The organism is Microbacterium lacus (assembly GCF_044794305.1).
Lineage (GTDB): Bacteria > Actinomycetota > Actinomycetes > Actinomycetales > Microbacteriaceae > Microbacterium > Microbacterium lacus_B.
The window spans coordinates 2,744,799-2,759,836 of record NZ_CP084996.1; the positions used below are offsets into that span (position 1 = coordinate 2,744,799).

General features: G+C 65.5%; 16 protein-coding genes. 10 read left to right on the forward strand and 6 right to left on the reverse strand.

Going from position 1 to position 15,038, the window contains the following annotated elements; genetic code table 11:
• Positions 1-5: 5 nt before the first annotated feature.
• A complete protein-coding gene (locus LG299_RS13055) occupies positions 6-308 on the reverse strand; it encodes an urease subunit gamma (protein ID WP_404430911.1) in 303 nt (100 codons plus the stop codon).
• Between the two features lie 464 nt (positions 309-772).
• On the opposite strand from LG299_RS13055, the gene urtA reads away from it, so the two are divergent.
• The 8 genes from urtA to LG299_RS13095 all read left to right on the forward strand — a co-directional run bounded on the left by urtA (position 773) and on the right by LG299_RS13095 (position 8,659).
• Positions 773-2,080, forward strand: coding sequence for an urea ABC transporter substrate-binding protein (urtA, locus tag LG299_RS13060; RefSeq protein WP_404430913.1), 1,308 nt, complete (start codon positions 773-775; stop codon positions 2,078-2,080).
• Between the two features lie 94 nt (positions 2,081-2,174).
• Entirely contained in the window at positions 2,175-3,059 is an 885-nt protein-coding gene (gene urtB / locus LG299_RS13065; protein ID WP_404430915.1) for an urea ABC transporter permease subunit UrtB, read from the forward strand.
• Positions 3,056-4,171 (forward strand): urea ABC transporter permease subunit UrtC, encoded by a 1,116-nt coding sequence (gene urtC, locus LG299_RS13070; RefSeq protein WP_404430917.1) that lies wholly within the window; start codon positions 3,056-3,058, stop codon positions 4,169-4,171. Before urtB ends, urtC begins: the two co-directional genes overlap by 4 nt.
• Positions 4,168-4,989 carry an urea ABC transporter ATP-binding protein UrtD gene (gene urtD, locus LG299_RS13075; RefSeq protein WP_404430920.1) on the forward strand — a complete coding sequence of 274 codons (822 nt, stop codon included), beginning with the start codon at positions 4,168-4,170 and terminating at the stop codon, positions 4,987-4,989. Before urtC ends, urtD begins: the two co-directional genes overlap by 4 nt.
• 1 nt (position 4,990) lies before the next feature.
• Positions 4,991-5,677, forward strand: a complete 687-nt coding sequence (locus tag LG299_RS13080) for an ATP-binding cassette domain-containing protein (protein ID WP_404430922.1) — start codon at positions 4,991-4,993, stop codon at positions 5,675-5,677.
• Between the two features lie 44 nt (positions 5,678-5,721).
• Complete coding sequence (locus LG299_RS13085) at positions 5,722-7,482, forward strand: purine-cytosine permease family protein (RefSeq protein WP_404434888.1); 1,761 nt, start codon at positions 5,722-5,724, stop codon at positions 7,480-7,482.
• Positions 7,482-8,072 (forward strand): TetR/AcrR family transcriptional regulator, encoded by a 591-nt coding sequence (locus LG299_RS13090; RefSeq protein WP_404430924.1) that lies wholly within the window; start codon positions 7,482-7,484, stop codon positions 8,070-8,072. Before LG299_RS13085 ends, LG299_RS13090 begins: the two co-directional genes overlap by 1 nt.
• Positions 8,069-8,659 carry a TetR/AcrR family transcriptional regulator gene (locus LG299_RS13095; RefSeq protein ID WP_404430926.1) on the forward strand — a complete coding sequence of 197 codons (591 nt, stop codon included), beginning with the start codon at positions 8,069-8,071 and terminating at the stop codon, positions 8,657-8,659. Before LG299_RS13090 ends, LG299_RS13095 begins: the two co-directional genes overlap by 4 nt.
• A gap of 44 nt (positions 8,660-8,703) precedes the next feature.
• Here the strand turns inward: LG299_RS13095 and LG299_RS13100 are convergent, their stop codons facing one another.
• The 5 genes from LG299_RS13100 to LG299_RS13120 all read right to left on the reverse strand — a co-directional run bounded on the left by LG299_RS13100 (position 8,704) and on the right by LG299_RS13120 (position 11,899).
• Positions 8,704-8,925, reverse strand: coding sequence for a multidrug transporter (locus LG299_RS13100; protein WP_404430928.1), 222 nt, complete (start codon positions 8,923-8,925; stop codon positions 8,704-8,706).
• A gap of 189 nt (positions 8,926-9,114) precedes the next feature.
• On the reverse strand, positions 9,115-9,987 hold the full coding sequence (locus LG299_RS13105; RefSeq protein ID WP_404430930.1) for a hypothetical protein: 873 nt from the start codon (positions 9,985-9,987) through the stop codon (positions 9,115-9,117).
• Complete coding sequence (locus tag LG299_RS13110) at positions 9,984-10,604, reverse strand: hypothetical protein (protein WP_404430932.1); 621 nt, start codon at positions 10,602-10,604, stop codon at positions 9,984-9,986. Before LG299_RS13110 ends, LG299_RS13105 begins: the two co-directional genes overlap by 4 nt.
• Positions 10,604-11,170, reverse strand: coding sequence for an RNA polymerase sigma factor (locus LG299_RS13115; protein WP_404430934.1), 567 nt, complete (start codon positions 11,168-11,170; stop codon positions 10,604-10,606). The genes LG299_RS13110 and LG299_RS13115 overlap by 1 nt, the downstream gene beginning before the upstream one ends.
• An 84-nt stretch (positions 11,171-11,254) precedes the next feature.
• Entirely contained in the window at positions 11,255-11,899 is a 645-nt protein-coding gene (locus LG299_RS13120; RefSeq protein WP_404430936.1) for a TetR/AcrR family transcriptional regulator, read from the reverse strand.
• 97 nt (positions 11,900-11,996) lie between these two features.
• Here LG299_RS13120 and LG299_RS13125 point away from each other — a divergent pair, with 97 nt between their 5' ends.
• Positions 11,997-13,427 (forward strand): purine-cytosine permease family protein, encoded by a 1,431-nt coding sequence (locus LG299_RS13125; protein WP_404430938.1) that lies wholly within the window; start codon positions 11,997-11,999, stop codon positions 13,425-13,427.
• Positions 13,424-15,028 carry an amidohydrolase gene (locus LG299_RS13130; RefSeq protein ID WP_404430940.1) on the forward strand — a complete coding sequence of 535 codons (1,605 nt, stop codon included), beginning with the start codon at positions 13,424-13,426 and terminating at the stop codon, positions 15,026-15,028. Before LG299_RS13125 ends, LG299_RS13130 begins: the two co-directional genes overlap by 4 nt.
• Positions 15,029-15,038 lie beyond the last annotated feature (10 nt).

Consider the following 15,038-nt stretch of genomic DNA (forward strand, 5'->3'; position numbering starts at 1 on the left):
TGCCCTCAGTCGATCGGGTGGTGGATGGTGACGAGCTTGCGTCCATCAGGAAAGGTCGCCTCGATCTGCACGTCGGCGATCATCTCGGGAACGCCGGGCATGACCTGGTCGCGGGTGAGCACGTGCCGGCCGGCCTCCATCAGCTCAGCGACCCCGCGACCCTCGCGTGCCCCCTCGATCACCCAGCACGACAGCAGGGCGATCGTCTCGGGGTGATTCAGCGCGATGCCGCGGTCGAGCCGGTCGCGAGCGACCATGGCGGCGACCGAGAGCAAGAGCTTCTCGGTCTCGGCTGGCGTGAAGTGCATCGCTCTCCTCGGGCATCTGATCGATGTCAGAAGTGTGTCACAACGGACGCTCTCAGAGGATGCAGAAGGGGGCGTACCTGGCCCGGAATCCCGCACAAACCCCGAAATTACGGGAGATACGCGTCGTCGGCCTCCGCACGGTTTACACAATCGGAACAATCGAGAAATGTCAGAGTAATGACACGGTCCCATGCTGGGCACTACCGCAGCTCTACCGAAGCAGTCCCGCGATCCATCCCGCACCATCGCACTTCCTGCTCCATGCTCTGGCTTCCACGAAGGCAGCCCCGCCGAAGTCTCTCGGCCGGTACCACCGCTGATCGGTGTGTGCGGATCGATGAAGGCAGCTTCACTTCGGCGTGCCTCGCCGACCGTGGATTGCAGGGCCGTGATCGCACCGCTCTATCGCTTCACCCCTTCCCGAACGCACCATCACGCAGCACACAGAAATGGAGATCCCTCACATGAGCACCATTCGTACACGGCGGCTGAGGACCGCCCTGGTCGTCCCGGCGATGGTCGCCAGCGCGGCCCTCGTCCTCGTCGGCTGTGGAGCCCGCGCCGGCGACACCGCGGAGCCCGCCGCATCCGGTTCCGCAGCATCCGAAAGCTGCGTCGATACGTCCGGCGACACCATCAAGCTGGGATTCCTCAACTCGCTCACCGGCGGCATGGCGATCTCGGAGCAGACCGTCTCGAACGTTCTGCACATGGCAGCGGATGAGATCAATGCCGACGGCGGCATCCTCGGCAAGGAGATCGAGTACATCCAGGAGGACGGTGCTACTGACTGGCCGACGTTCGCCGAGAAGACCGAGAAACTGCTCACGCAGGACTGCGTCGGCGCGATCTTCGGCGGGTGGACCTCGTCTTCCCGCAAGGCGGTGAAGCCGGTCGTCGAAGAGCACAACGGCCTGTTCTTCTACCCCGTGCAGTACGAGGGCCTCGAGTCGTCGCCGAACATCTACTACACCGGCGCCACGACCAACCAGCAGATCATCCCGGCGCTGGACTTCCTTGCCGCGGAGGGCGTCGAGACCCTGTTCCTCGCGGGCTCGGACTACGTGTTCCCGCGCACGGCGAACGCGATCATCAAGCTCTACGCGGAGGAACTCGGCATCGAGATCGTCGGCGAAGAGTACGTTCCGCTCGACAAGGACGATTGGACGACGCAGGTCGCCAAGATCGTCGCGGCCGACCCCGACTACGTGTTCAACACGATCAACGGATCGTCGAACGTCGGCTTCGTCAAGGCGTACTACGACGCGGGTCTGACGCCCGAGACGACCCCGATCATCTCGGTGTCGATCGCTGAGGAAGAAGCACCGGCCATGGGCCACGAGGTCACGGGCAACTACGCATCGTGGAACTACTTCCAGTCGATGGATACCCCCAACAATCCGGCGTTCATCGAGCGTTGGCAGGCCTACCCCGGCAGCAGTGGAGTGACCTCCGACCCGATGGAGGCCGCGTACATCTCGCTCTACCTCTACAAGGCACTGGTCGAGGCTGCCGGCTCGTTCGACGTCGATGCCATCAACGCGGCAGCGCTCGAGAACGAGATCACGGTTGACGCGCCGGAGGGTGTGGTCACGCTGAACGGCGAGAACCACCACATCTCGAAGCCGGGCAACATCGGCCGGATCAACGAAGACAACCAGTTCGACATCGTCTGGTCGTCCGACGGATTCATCGAGCCCGACCCGTACCTCGAAGAGTACGACTGGTTCCCCGCTGACGTCCGTGACGCTCTCGTGGCCGCCGCGGGCTGATAGCCCACGAAGCGTGGGGTCCGTGTCCGAAAGCACGGGCCCCACGCTCCACATCGTTCTTCAGATTCCATCACCGCAGAGAGAGTGACCGCACGTGGACGCACTCATACCGCCGCTCCTGAACGGCACGGCTCTCGGAGCGCTGCTGCTGCTCGCCGCGCTCGGCCTCACGCTGACCTTCGGTCAAATGGGGGTGATCAACATGGCGCACGGCGAGTTCATCATGGCCGGCGCCTTCATCGCCTACCTGACGCAGCTCGTCGTGACCTCCGTCAACATGTCCATCCTGTTGGCTCTGCCGCTCGCCTTCATCGGCGCAGGACTGCTGGGCCTTCTTCTCGAGGTCGGCATCATCCAATGGATGTACCGGCGTCCACTGGACACACTCCTGGTCACCGTCGGTGTGAGCCTCATCCTGCAACAGGTGGCTCTGCAGATCTTCCCCGCACAGGGTGTTCCTGTGGAGAGCCCCGACTGGCTGGATGGCCAGATCAACGTCTTCGGGTACGGCTGGCCTCTCCGCCAAGCCTTCACGATCCTCCTGGCGGTCCTCTGCTTGATCACCCTCGCCGCATGGCTGAAGTACACGTCGTTCGGGCGCCGGATCCGCGCCACGGTGCAAAACCGCGACTTGGCTGAGACCAGCGGCATCCGCACTCGCACCATCGATCGACTGACCTTCTTCGTCGGCTCGGGGCTTGCCGGTGTGGCCGGGGTTGCAGCATCCCTCATCGGCGGGACCAACTCCCAGATGGGCACGCAGTACATCATCCCTGCCTTCCTCGTCGTCGTCGCCGGCGGCATCGGCCAGATCAAGGGCACCGTGATCGCGGCTCTTGCCTTCGGCATCGCCCTGTCGTACTTCGCCGACTGGACGACCGGAAGCATGGCGCAGGTGCTCGCCTTCGTGATGCTCGTGATCTTCCTGCAATTCCGACCACAGGGCCTCTTCACGGTCCGGACCCGGGGGCTGACATGACCATGACGAAGCTGAAGCCGTGGCTTCCCCTCATCGGCATCGCGGTGTTCGCGATCCTGCTCCTGGTCGTGGCGCCTGCGGTGCTCTCGATGCACTGGATCAACAACCTCGGAAAGTACGCCTGCTGGGCCATCGCCGCCGTCGGTATCGGTCTTGCGTGGGGCCGGGGCGGAATGCTGGTGCTCGGCCAGGGTGTCTTCTTCGGACTCGGCGCGTATGCCATGGCGATGCACCTCACGCTCGAGAGCGCGGGGCCCGACAGCCTTCCCGTGTTCATGATCCTGTACGACCCCTCGGGAGGACTTCCCGCCTTCTGGGAACCGTTCCGCAGCGACGTCTTCACGATCGTCGCGATCATCGCGCTCCCGGTGATCGTGGCCTCGGTTCTCGGATTTGCGCTCTTCAAGCGCAGGATCAAGGGGGCGTATTTCGCGATCCTGTCCCAAGCGCTCGCCGTGGCGATGGCGGTGCTGATCAGCTCGACGATCCGTGAGACCGGCGGCGACACCGGGCTCAGCGACTTCACCTACTTCTTCGGGTTCGTCCTGAACGATGACGCCAACAAGATCATGATCTACATGATCGCGGCATCCCTTCTCATCGTGTGCCTGTTGGTGGTCTGGCAGCTCAACCGCAGTCGTTTCGGTGAACTCCTGATTGCGACGCGGGATGCTGAGGAGCGTGTGAGATTCCTCGGCTACGACCCTGCGAACATCAAGCTCGTCGCGTACGTGGTCGCCGCGGTGATGGCCAGCATTGCCGGAGCGATGTTCGTCCCCATCGTCGGGATCATCACCCCCGCCGAGATCGGAGCCTCTGCGTCGATCCTGATGATCGCCGGTGTCGCACTCGGCGGACGTGCATCGCTCTTCGGCCCGGCTCTCGGCGCGATGGCGATCGGCTGGGGCCAGTCGAGCCTCGGATCGAGCTGGCCGAGCGGCTGGATCTACATCCTCGGACTGGTGTTCATCCTGGTGACGCTCTTCCTCCCGATGGGGCTGTCGTCTCTGCTGGGCAAGGCGAAGAACCTGATCTGGCGCCCCCGAGCAAAGCGGACCGAATCCACACCAGCTGCCGGATCGGCAGCCGTTCTCGACGAGGTGAAGAAATGACCGCGCCCGAAGATTCGCTCGTCGTCACCGACCTGCGCGTGGAGTTCGATGGCTTCGTCGCGGTCGGCGGTGTCTCGTTCGATGCTCATCCCGGCGAGGTCCGGTTTCTCATCGGTCCCAACGGTGCCGGAAAGACCACGTGCATCGATGCGATCACCGGTCTGTCGAAGGGCACCGGATCAGTGAAGCTCGGTGACCGCGAGCTCCTGGGCACGCCCGTCAACAAGATCGTTCGCCTCGGTGTCGGCCGCACCTTCCAGACCGCCAGCGTCTTCGAGCAACTCACCGTGCTGCAGAACCTCGATATCGCCGCAGGCCTGCGGCGCTCTTCGTTCTCGCTCCTGCGAGCCCGACGCGGCATTGATCCGGCGATCGAGTCGGCACTGGAAGAGACGGGTCTGAGCGCGGAGCGCGATACACCCGCCGGCATTCTTTCGCACGGTCAGAAGCAGTGGTTGGAGATCGGCATGATGCTCGTGCAGGATCCCCGCGCACTCCTGCTGGACGAACCCGTCGCCGGCATGAGCCAGGACGAACGCACGGCCACGGGCGAACTGATGCAGCGCATCGCGAAGAACCGCATCGTCTTGGTCGTCGAGCACGACATGGACTTCATGCGCCGCTACGCGTCCCGCGTCACGGTGCTTCACCAGGGCAAGGTGCTGTCCGAAGGCACAGTGGCGCAGGTGCAGGCCGACCCGAAGGTGCAGGAGGTCTATCTCGGTACCGCAGGTGCGGCGACAACCACGGGAATGCTGGCGGTGCCCGAAACGACGACAGCGGTGACGGATGCCGCGACCCAGGGAAGCGGGGCCTGACATGCTCGAAATGAACGATATCCACGCCGGCTACGGCCGCACACTCGTGCTGCACGGTGTGACGCTCCCGCATTCCGAGACCGTCGTCGCCGTTCTCGGCCACAATGGCGCCGGAAAGTCGACACTGCTTCGCGTCGCGATCGGACTGATCAGGCCGCGCAGCGGAAAAGTCATCTTCGACGGCGAGGACGTCACCTCCCTTCCTCCGAACAAGCGCGTCGCGCGGGGCATGGCGTACGTGCCGCAGGGGCAGCAGTCCTTCTCGCAGCTCACGACCATGGAGAATCTGCAGCTCGTCGCCGACGGGCGCAGTGGTGGCAAGGCTCTCATCGAGCAACAGCTCACGCGCTTCCCCGCCTTGGAGAAGTTCGCGACGCGGAAGGCCGGTCTGCTCTCTGGCGGTCAACGTCAGCAGCTCGCGATCGCCCGGGCGCTCATCACCCAACCCAAGCTGCTCATCCTCGACGAGCCCACCGAGGGCATTCAACCGACGATCGTCGCCGAGATCGAGCACACGGTGATGCAACTCGCTAGCGAGGGGCTCTCGGTCCTTCTCGTCGAGCAGCACATCGGCTTCGCGCTCGAGGCGGCAGAGAAGTACCTTGTGCTCGCGAGCGGCTTCGCTTCGAGCACGGGAAACGGCGGGGCGGTCGCAGCGGAAGGGGTGCGCGCGGCGATGGCAATCTAAACCGCTGTTTGCCTGCAACGCCACCGAAACACGCGATGGCGACAATGGAACCCACGTGCGAGGCGCGGAGGGTGGCGACGGTTGTGCGGTTCACGATGAACAGAGCGGACAACGCGCGGGCGGCCGCCGAAGACAGCCTCGAGGACTATGCCTTCCGTTACGTTCCGCGCACCTTCCGCCGCTGGAGCGCCGGCTCGATCGGAATCACCGCGCTCGGCTCGATCGCCTTTCTCGCAGACTTCTCCATCGGCGCGAGCATCGGAATCGAGCACGGTACGAACAACGCGGTGCTCGGCATCCTGTTTGCATCGATCATCATCTTCATCGTCGGTGCGCCGATCGCCTACTACGCCGCCCGCTACAACCTCGATCTGGATCTGATCGCGCGGGGGTCGGGCTTCGGGTACTACGGCTCTTCGATCACCACCGTGATCTTCGCGGTGTTCACGTGCATCTTCTTCGCCCTCGAGGGGGCGATCATGGGCCAGGGGCTCCACATCGCGCTCGGCATCCCACTTCCGATCGGCTACTTGATCTCGACCGTCGTGGTGATCCCGATCGTGATCTATGGCATGCGCGCGCTGGAGCGTCTGCAGTTCTGGACCACACCGTTGTGGCTTGCGCTTGCGCTCCTTCCGTTGCTGTGGGTGATCGTGTCGGAGCCGGACGCGGTGAGTGCATTCGTTTCGTTCACGGGTGCCTCTGACGGTGAAGTCAGGTTCGAGGCGATCATCGCAAGCGCCGCGGTGTGCTTCGCGCTGACGCCGCAGCTGGCCGAGCAGATCGATGTGATCCGCGCCATGCCGCCGCGCACACGCGCGAATCGCAGGGCATGGTGGGCGTCGCTCCTGTTCGCGGGGCCCGGATGGGTGCTCTTCAGTGGCATCAAGCAGGTGATCGGCGTGTTTCTCGCGGTCTACCTCATCACTCGTGTCGACCCGAGTCTCGGGCAGCGCGCAGCCGAGCCGGTCCGCCAGTTCATCGCGCTGTACGAATCGCTCATGCCGGAGTGGCTGGCGGTGGGGCTCGCGCTCATCCTCGTCGTCATCGCACAGATCAAGATCAACGTCACGAACGCGTACTCCGGGTCGCTTGCGTGGTCCAACGTCTACACCCGCCTCACTAAGACGTACCCCGGCAGATCGATCTTCATCTTCTTCAACCTCGGCGCCGCTCTCGCTCTGATGTGGATGGACGTCTTCAGTCTCATCAGCTTCGTACTCAGCCTCTACGCGAACGTCGTGATGGCGTGGTTGGTGACGATCGCCGCCGACATCGTGGTCAACAAGCATGTGCTGCGCATCTCACCGATCTACCCGGAATTCCGTCGTGGGATGCTGCGCGATTGGAACCCGGTGGGCCTGGTGTCGGTCGGCCTGGCATCGGGACTCTCTCTCGCGGCTTTCGCCGGACTCTTCGGCGCGGATCTGCGGCCGTTCTCGGTGCTGATCGCGATCGGCGTCGCTATGGTCGTGACTCCGGCCATGGCGCTGCTCACTCGCGGCAAGTTCTACCTACGTCGCCAGACGGACGGCATCGCCTCGCCGCTCCTCGACCCCGACGGCAATCCGTCGGGGGAGCGGCTGCGCTGCCACGTCACGGGCTATACGTTCGAGCGTCCGGATATGCTGGCATCGGCGGAGCGAGGCCCGCACGGCGAGACGCAGTATGTATCGTCGCTCGCGTTGACGCTGGACGACTCGGATCAGTACGTGTTGCCGGCCGAGCCGCCGCCTGCACGGATGAGTCGCTCGGGGGAGCGGACGGTCGAAATGCCCGTGCGTGAGAGGGAAAGGAACGCATGATGGCGGAGGGCACGGACACGCCGACTGCGATTCTTTCCCACGCCTCAGCAGCGTTGCGCGAAAGTCCGTTCGACGATGTTTCGTATCGCGCACTGGGCGATGCCGTCGGAGTATCGGAGCGGACGGTCTATCGTCACTTCCCCACGAGATCCCATCTGTTGGAGGGTGTTGCGGACTGGATCGAGACCACCGCCTTCCCGCTGCCGCCGTTCGTCACGATCCCGGAGTTCCGGGAGGCGGCGCGCTCGCGGTTCGCGGCCTTCGACGCGTCGCCGGCGTTCGCTTTTGTGTGTGCGCGCGCAGCATCCATCTCGCCGACGGGCGAAACTGAGCCCACCTACTTCACCCGTGCGCTTGTGGCGATGCTCGCCACGAACTATCCATCGCTGAACGAGCGCGATCTGCGCCGGATCGCGGCGACCCTGCGGTACTTCGCGTCGGCACAGTTCTGGGCTCGCATGCGAACGGGCTTCGAGATGAGTTCGCCCGACATCGCCGACGTGTTCGAGCGTTCTGTGTCGCAAGCGCTGGCCGTCGTCACCACCACCGGCGCCGTCGCTGATAGGGCTACGGGTCGGGCGTCCGCGTGAACCCGCCGCTCTCGCAAACCGACGATGGCCTCGCGAGTGAGGTAAGTCGAACCCAGGAGGCAATCCTTGCCGCGTACGCCGAACTCATCGAAGAGCTCGGTACCGACGACGTTCCGTTTCGGCTGATCGCTCGACGTGCGGGAGTCGGCGAGCGCACCATCTTCCGCAATTATGCGACGCGGGTCGATCTTCTGCTCGCCACCGCCGCATGGATTGAGCGCACGATCTTCTTGCGGCAGGACTCGCCGAGCATCTTCGATATGCCGCTGACGATTCGCGCGGCGATGGAGTCCTATGACCGCCGACCGGAGCTGGCGCATGTGGTGGCAGAGACGGCCATGCGAGGGATCAGCGGTGCTGCGCCCAGCCCGCGCAAAGAGGTGCTCGAGCAGATGATCGATGCCGAGATCCCTTCGTTGGGGGGCGATGAGCGCCGGGCGGTCGTCGCGGCTCTGGCCCACCTGGACTCTGCTGCGACATGGGTCACCTTTCGTCGAGAGTTCGGAATGAGCCGAAGCGACATTGCGGATGCCGCCGCCTGGGCGGCCGAGGCCGTGTTGAACCCGATCCGCTCGCGCGTCGGTTGACACCTCGCCCGGCGTGAGCGTGATGTCTACCTCGCTGAGGATCCTCAGCCGTCGTTGTCGGTCGCGTCTTCTGCGCCGGGCCCGGGGCCCGGTCGCACAGCGGCCGAGTCTGCGACATCGATGCGCACGGTCGATCCGTGCTGTGAGGTCACGATCCGCGGTGCCGCGTCAGCCTCGGTGGATCCTTCTGCCCGCAGCAACTGGTCGCGGCGCTTCTCTTCATTCGTCATGTCTTCGTTCGTCATGTCATCGGTCGAGTCGCTCATCATCTGACCGTACGCGCGCCGCGAAACGACCACCACACCCTGGTCGACGGCGCAGGAACCTGCTACACAGCTCAGCGCGGCTGGGTTGATGCGCAGACGACACGCTTGGAGGCGGAGCCACCATCGAACTTGGCGAAGTCTGCCATCGGTCTGATTCACATCCTGCTGGAGCCGAAAAGGCTGCCAGCCTCACGACGCGTTCGGGTCGGCGGCACCCTGGTACACGTAGACGTTGACGCGGTCGTCTCGGAGCACGAATCGGACGAGACTATCGCCTCGCTTGTGCGCGTCCACGATGGTGTCGAGACCGCTGAGGGAACACGCATCGGCACTGAACCCATTGCGGATCCCCTGAACGGGGACGGCCACGAACAGGCAGGTCATGCCGAAACGGGATTCTCCGCTCCAGATGTTGAGCCTCCCCAGGGGGCCGTCGAAGTCCTCGTAGCGGGTCAGATCATCGCGGCTGACACCCAGCGCGTCGAGAGTGCCGTGCAGGTCGTTGGGTTCAGCGGCGTCGACACCGCCTGCAGTCGACGCAAGCACGAAGTCCGGCGCGGGGATGTAAGGTCCACGACCCTGCCCCGAGGGGAAGTCGGGCATATCCGGTGTCGCAAAGCCGGTCGGGGTGGGCGTGGACTCCTCCGCATAGAGCTGCGATATCAGCACGATGTGGGACGTGACCAGACCGAGGACAACCATTCCACCAACGAAGACCACCAACCCGCGCCGGCGGCGCCACCACCGGGCGCTCGGGAGTGGACGGGCGAGGGCGGCATCGGACAGGGATCCACCTGTGGGGTCGCGCGCAATGACCGACCCGGTCGCGGGAGCACGCCCTACGACCGCCGCATCCCAGGTCTCATGTCGGCGGTGGGCGGCCTCCAGTTCGGCGAGGCGAGTCTGTGCTGTCGTGTCACCAGCGATGTCGGCATCCGGTCCGTAGGCACGTCGTTGCAGGCTGTCCAACTCTGCGTGAGCGCGCTCGGTCTGCTCCGCGTGGCCATCCATGTCCTGATTGCTTGCCCGGGGAGTGCCTCGGGCAAGCGGTGCTTCGCTCATGAGGATGACGCTTCCAAAACGGATGCCCTCACGTACATATAGACCTCGACATGGTCATCTCGAAGCACGAACCGGACGAGGCTGCCCGTGGGCAACCCATCGAAAAGGCCCGGCGGGGTCGAACACCCAGAGCACAGGACGATGTCGGCAATGGTGTCGAGGCCATCGGGGGCACACCGTGCGTCGCCGATCCCCTCAAGGAGCCCTTGGCCGGGGTGTGCCACGAGCAGGCACTCCGTACCGTTGCGAGACTCTCCGCTCCAGAGGCTGAGACCGCCGAAGTCCTCGTATTGCTGCAGCTCCTCGGAACGCAGACCCAGCAGGTCGAGCGTGCCGTGCGGGTCTTTCGGCTCAGCGGCGGTGGACTTCACCTCAAGGAAATGGTCCGCCGTCGGTCCGTAATCCGGCACTCGCGCATACGCGTCAGCGTCCGGGACGGGCAGCCGGCCACTTGCGGCGAAGGCCCCCGCGGAGGCTCCCGCGCCGGCCAGTGCGCCAGCGAGGACGAAGCCCGTCGCCCAGAGGGCGCGACGCCGTCGCTGCGGCGGGTTCTCGGCGACGTGGTGGATGAGGTTCGCTCGGATCGTGTCGGAGCGTTCCGGGGTGAAGTTGACCATCATGGTCCCCCTTCGGGGAGTGGTTGCGTCGTGACCGCAGTTCTGAGCTGGGCGCGGAGACGGCTGAGCCGCATCTTGGCTGCTGACTCTGAGAGCCCCAACACAGATGCGGCTTCGTGAATCGTGAAACCCTCCAACGCCGTCATTGCGAGAAGAGTTGCGTCCGTGGGGCGCGCTGCGGCCATCGCCGCGCGGAGCGCGATCAGGTGCTCGTCATCGCGGTCAGCGATCCGATCGGCGGGATCAGGGACCACCGTTGGCGCGGGCAACACCGAAAGAAACCGCTCGTATCGGCGAGTCGCCCGCGCGGCATTGCGCGAGACATTGCGCGCCGTGACGATCAACCACGGAAGAAGCGAACCATCCACGAATCTGACTGCTCGGCGTCGACGCCACAACTCCAAGAAAGTCGTCGCCGTGAGGTCCTCAGCAGTGCTCGCGGTGTTCCCGACCGCCATCAAGTGCCAGAAGACGCGGTCGCGGTGCCGGTCCCAGATCGCGCCGTAGTGGCGGCTGTCGCCCGACAGCACCAGCGTCCACACTTCTTCGTCCGAGTCATCCCGCACACTTGATAATGTCCGCAGGCGATCAGATAGTCACATCATTTGGCGTTCTCGTGCGGAGATTTGTCTGCGGAGCTCAGCGAGCTACTAGCGCCCTGCGTCGACAACGGCCCGGAGAGTCCCGGTGACCAGTCCGAGCGTCCACTCGGCGACGTCGACGGCGAAGCGGTTGTACGTGTCCGAGTCGAACGGACCGTTGTTGACGTACGAGCCCACGCCGTCCACGGCAATGAAGATGCGGATGCAGGCGGCCTCCGGATCCACGTCGGCGAAGACGCCTTCAGCGATGCCAGACGCGACGAGTGCAGTGAGGCGCGTGCGGTCGAGCACATCCTGCTCCTCGAGCGCTTCGCCGAGCGCGTCGCTGAATCGCGACAGGTGGCGGGCGTTGAGCCACAGGCGAGCGAGCGGGAGGGATGCGCCGCTTTCGATGTAGCGGAGAAAGTGCGCGAGCCGCGACAGTGCATCGCCGTTCGAGGGGAAGAATTTCTCCCGCTCGATCGCCGCAGCGCGAGCGAAAGCAGCGATGACCAGGTCTTCCGCTGCGGGAAAGTAGTGAGTGATCAGGCCCGGGCGCACCCCGAGTCGCTCTGCGACGGCGCGCAGGGTGATGCGCTCGAGCCCAGCCTCGACCGCGATCGCGGCAGCCGCCGCGAGGATCTCTTCGCGCCGCTCCTCGGGGCGTTTGCGCGTACGCGAAGCGAGCCTCGCGACCTCCGCACTTGACACCATGGCGTCCATGCTATTGGATGTGTGACCAATAGGGAATTGGGCAGATGACCAATAAACCCGCACAGCGAGCAGTGACGCTCAGCCCGGAAGGATCGATATGACCGAGACGCGCATCGACGAAGAGACACTCGCCGACTCCTCCACGACCCCCGAAACGCGCGGCATCGAGCTCATCGACGACGCCCACCGACACGGGCGAGCCCGCGACTTGTTCTTCGTGTGGGCAGCACCGAATGTCAGCATCCTGAACTTCACCGTCGGCGCGACGCTCATCCTGCTCGGCCTGGAGGTGTGGCAGGCGATCGGTGTGATCCTCGCCGCTGCGACTCTGTGGATCTTCCCGGGCATCATCGCTGCCGCCGGGCCCGCCGCCGGCACGTCCGGTTCGGTGGTGACACGCGCGATGTACGGGATCATCGGCAACAAGCTGTTCGTCGCGTTCGTCGGGTGGTTCATCGGCGCCGTCTTCCTCTCGCTGACGTGGCTCGCCTCGTCGTTCATGGGCTCCGACCTGCTGCGTCGCATCGGCCTCGACGATCCGGTGTGGGTGCCGATCGGGGTGACCCTGGTCGTCTCGGGGATCACCGTGGCCGTCGCGATATATGGCCACGGGCTGATCCTGCGGCTCTACCCGGCGATGGCTGCGGTGCTGTTCGTGATCTTTCTGGCGGCGACGGCGTTCATCCTGCCTACGGTGGACTGGCAGTACACAGCCCCCGAGCCGTTGACCGGGGTCGCTCTGTGGTCCGCGATCTCGATCGGATTCACGATCCTCGCGTCCACTCCGCTGTCGTTCATCAACAGCCCCGACATCGCCCGGTACCTTCCTCGCACCGTCAAACCTGCGCACATCGCCGCTGCGACGGCGCTCGGCGGCGGCATCCCGTTCATCATCTTCACCACCATTGGAGCGCTGCTGGCCACTGGGCTGTCGGGCGACGCCTTCGACGCCGGCATCGACGCGGCGCTGTTCGACCTCATGCCGACGTGGCTCGGCCCGGTGCTGGTTCTCGGCGTCATCGTAAACACGATCGCCCTCAACGCGATGACGGCGTACACCTCAAGCATGTCACTGCAGTCGATCGGGTTCCGCCTGCGCCGCATCCCCGCCACGATCATCGTCGGGGTCGTCGGCACCGCGCTCACGATCTACCTCGTACTGTCGACGAGCCTCCTCGAGGCCGCGAACCTGATGCTTCAGTTCCTCGTGGTCGTGTCGGGGCCGGCGATGGCGATCTTCGTCGTCGACCTGTTGCTACGTCGCAACGATTACAACGGGGTCGACCTGTTCGACGAACGCCGTGGGGGACGCTTCTGGTACACCGGAGGGTGGGGTCTCTCGGGCATCATTGCTCTGGTCGTCGGCGGGTTCGCCACGGCGCAGTGCCTCGCAACGGATGTATGGGCGGGTTCCATCGCCGAGGCGACCGGCTACGTCGACCTGTCGGTGCCGGTCGGGATGCTGGTCTCCGCCATCGTCTACATCGCCCTGAAGTTCACACCCCTGGGAAAGGAGGGCCGGCCGTGACCGACCTCTACACCGGCGCCCACATCTTCACCGCCGACCGTCGCCGCTGGGCGACGGCGATGGTGGTGCGCGATCGGCGCTTCGTCTACGTCGGCGACGAGGAGACGGCGCACCGCATCGCGGGGCCGGACGTCGTGGCAACCGACCTCGACGGCGCGCTCGTGCTGCCGGGCTTCGTCGATGCCCACGCCCACATCGTCGGCACGGGTGAGGCGGCCGGCCACGTCGACCTGTGGGGCGCACTCACTCTCGACGAGATCCAGCGCCGCATCCGCGCGTTCGCCGACGAGCATCCCGATGCCCCACGGATACGTGCCCACGGGTGGCAGCACGGTGCCGTCGGAGGCCCGCCCACGCGGGAGTTGCTCGATGCCGTCGTCGTCGACCGTCCGGTCTACGCGATGGCGTACGACTTCCACTCGATCTGGCTCAACTCCGCGGCGCTTGCGGAGATCGGAGTCGTCGAGGACACCGTGACCCCGGCGGGCGGCACGGTCCACCGAGACTCCGAGGGGCACCCGACCGGTTGGATCGACGAGGTCGCGATGGAAGACCTCGTGCTCTCGGTGCTTGAGGAGTGGATCACCGATGAGGCTCGGGACGCTGCGCTCCAGGCGGCGCTGCGCGGGTACCGCGAGACGGGCGTGACCGCCGCGACCGACATGGCGGTGACCGAGACCGAGCTGGCTGCCATGGTGCGCGCCGAGCGCGCCGGTACGTTGACGACGAGGATCACCGGGCACTGGCGCCTGTTTCCGGCATCCGATCCCGCGGGCGACCTGGCAGGCGTCGCCCGCGCCGTCGAGCTCGCACGCACGCACGGGTCGGAATGGTTCCGCATTACCGGCATCAAGGTCATGATCGACGGCACGGTCGACGGCTGCACCGCGGTGCTCGGCCGCCCCTACGCGAACGGGACGAACGCCGATCCGATCTGGAGCCTCGCAGCACTCGCGCCGGTCGTGATCGCCGCGGATGCCGCGGGCCTGCAGGTCGCGATGCACGCGATCGGCGACGAGGCGGTGCGCATTGCGATCGCCGCGGTCGAGGCCGCCGTCGCCGCGAACGGTCCGCGCGATCGGCGTCACCGCATCGAGCACCTCGAGGTCGTCGAGACCGCCGACATCGAGCGGCTGGCAGCCCTCGGCATCATCGCCAGCATGCAGCCTGTGCACTCCGACCCCGCCATCGAGGGCAACTGGAAGGCGATGCTCGGCGACGCCCGCGCAGAGCGGGGGTGGCCGTTCCCCGAGATGACGGATGCCGGGGCGCGCTTGGTCTTCGGCACCGACTCTCCTACCTCGCCCCACGCGCCGCTGCCCAATATGTTCATCGCCGCGACCCGGCGCTCGGCGCTCGATCCGATCTTGCCGCCGAACGTGCCAGAGTTCGCGGTGCCTCTGGTGGAGGCGATCGAGCACGGCACGCGGGATGCGGCGTGGGCCTGTCGGGCCGAAGACGACTACGGCCGGATCGCTGCGGGCCTGCACGCCGACTTCCTCGTACTCGACCGCGACGTCTTCGCGGTGCCGCTCGACGAGCTGCTGCAGGCACGCGTGCGCCGCACCGTGGTCGGGGGAACGGTCGTGCACGAAGCCTAGGCGCGAAGCC

Excerpts from the sequence above, each read along its gene's own strand:
- LG299_RS13055 (WP_404430911.1), bottom strand. The coding sequence starts at position 308 with ATGCACTTCACGCCAGCCGAGACCGAGAAGCTCTTGCTCTCGGTCGCC.
- urtA (WP_404430913.1), top strand. The coding sequence starts at position 773 with ATGAGCACCATTCGTACACGGCGGCTGAGGACCGCCCTGGTCGTCCCG.
- urtC (WP_404430917.1), top strand. The coding sequence starts at position 3,056 with ATGACCATGACGAAGCTGAAGCCGTGGCTTCCCCTCATCGGCATCGCG.
- urtD (WP_404430920.1), top strand. The coding sequence starts at position 4,168 with ATGACCGCGCCCGAAGATTCGCTCGTCGTCACCGACCTGCGCGTGGAG.
- LG299_RS13080 (WP_404430922.1), top strand. The coding sequence starts at position 4,991 with ATGCTCGAAATGAACGATATCCACGCCGGCTACGGCCGCACACTCGTG.
- LG299_RS13085 (WP_404434888.1), top strand. The coding sequence starts at position 5,722 with ATGGAACCCACGTGCGAGGCGCGGAGGGTGGCGACGGTTGTGCGGTTC.
- LG299_RS13090 (WP_404430924.1), top strand. The coding sequence starts at position 7,482 with ATGGCGGAGGGCACGGACACGCCGACTGCGATTCTTTCCCACGCCTCA.
- LG299_RS13100 (WP_404430928.1), bottom strand. The coding sequence starts at position 8,925 with ATGAGCGACTCGACCGATGACATGACGAACGAAGACATGACGAATGAA.
- LG299_RS13105 (WP_404430930.1), bottom strand. The coding sequence starts at position 9,987 with ATGAGCGAAGCACCGCTTGCCCGAGGCACTCCCCGGGCAAGCAATCAG.
- LG299_RS13110 (WP_404430932.1), bottom strand. The coding sequence starts at position 10,604 with ATGGTCAACTTCACCCCGGAACGCTCCGACACGATCCGAGCGAACCTC.
- LG299_RS13120 (WP_404430936.1), bottom strand. The coding sequence starts at position 11,899 with ATGGTGTCAAGTGCGGAGGTCGCGAGGCTCGCTTCGCGTACGCGCAAA.
- LG299_RS13125 (WP_404430938.1), top strand. The coding sequence starts at position 11,997 with ATGACCGAGACGCGCATCGACGAAGAGACACTCGCCGACTCCTCCACG.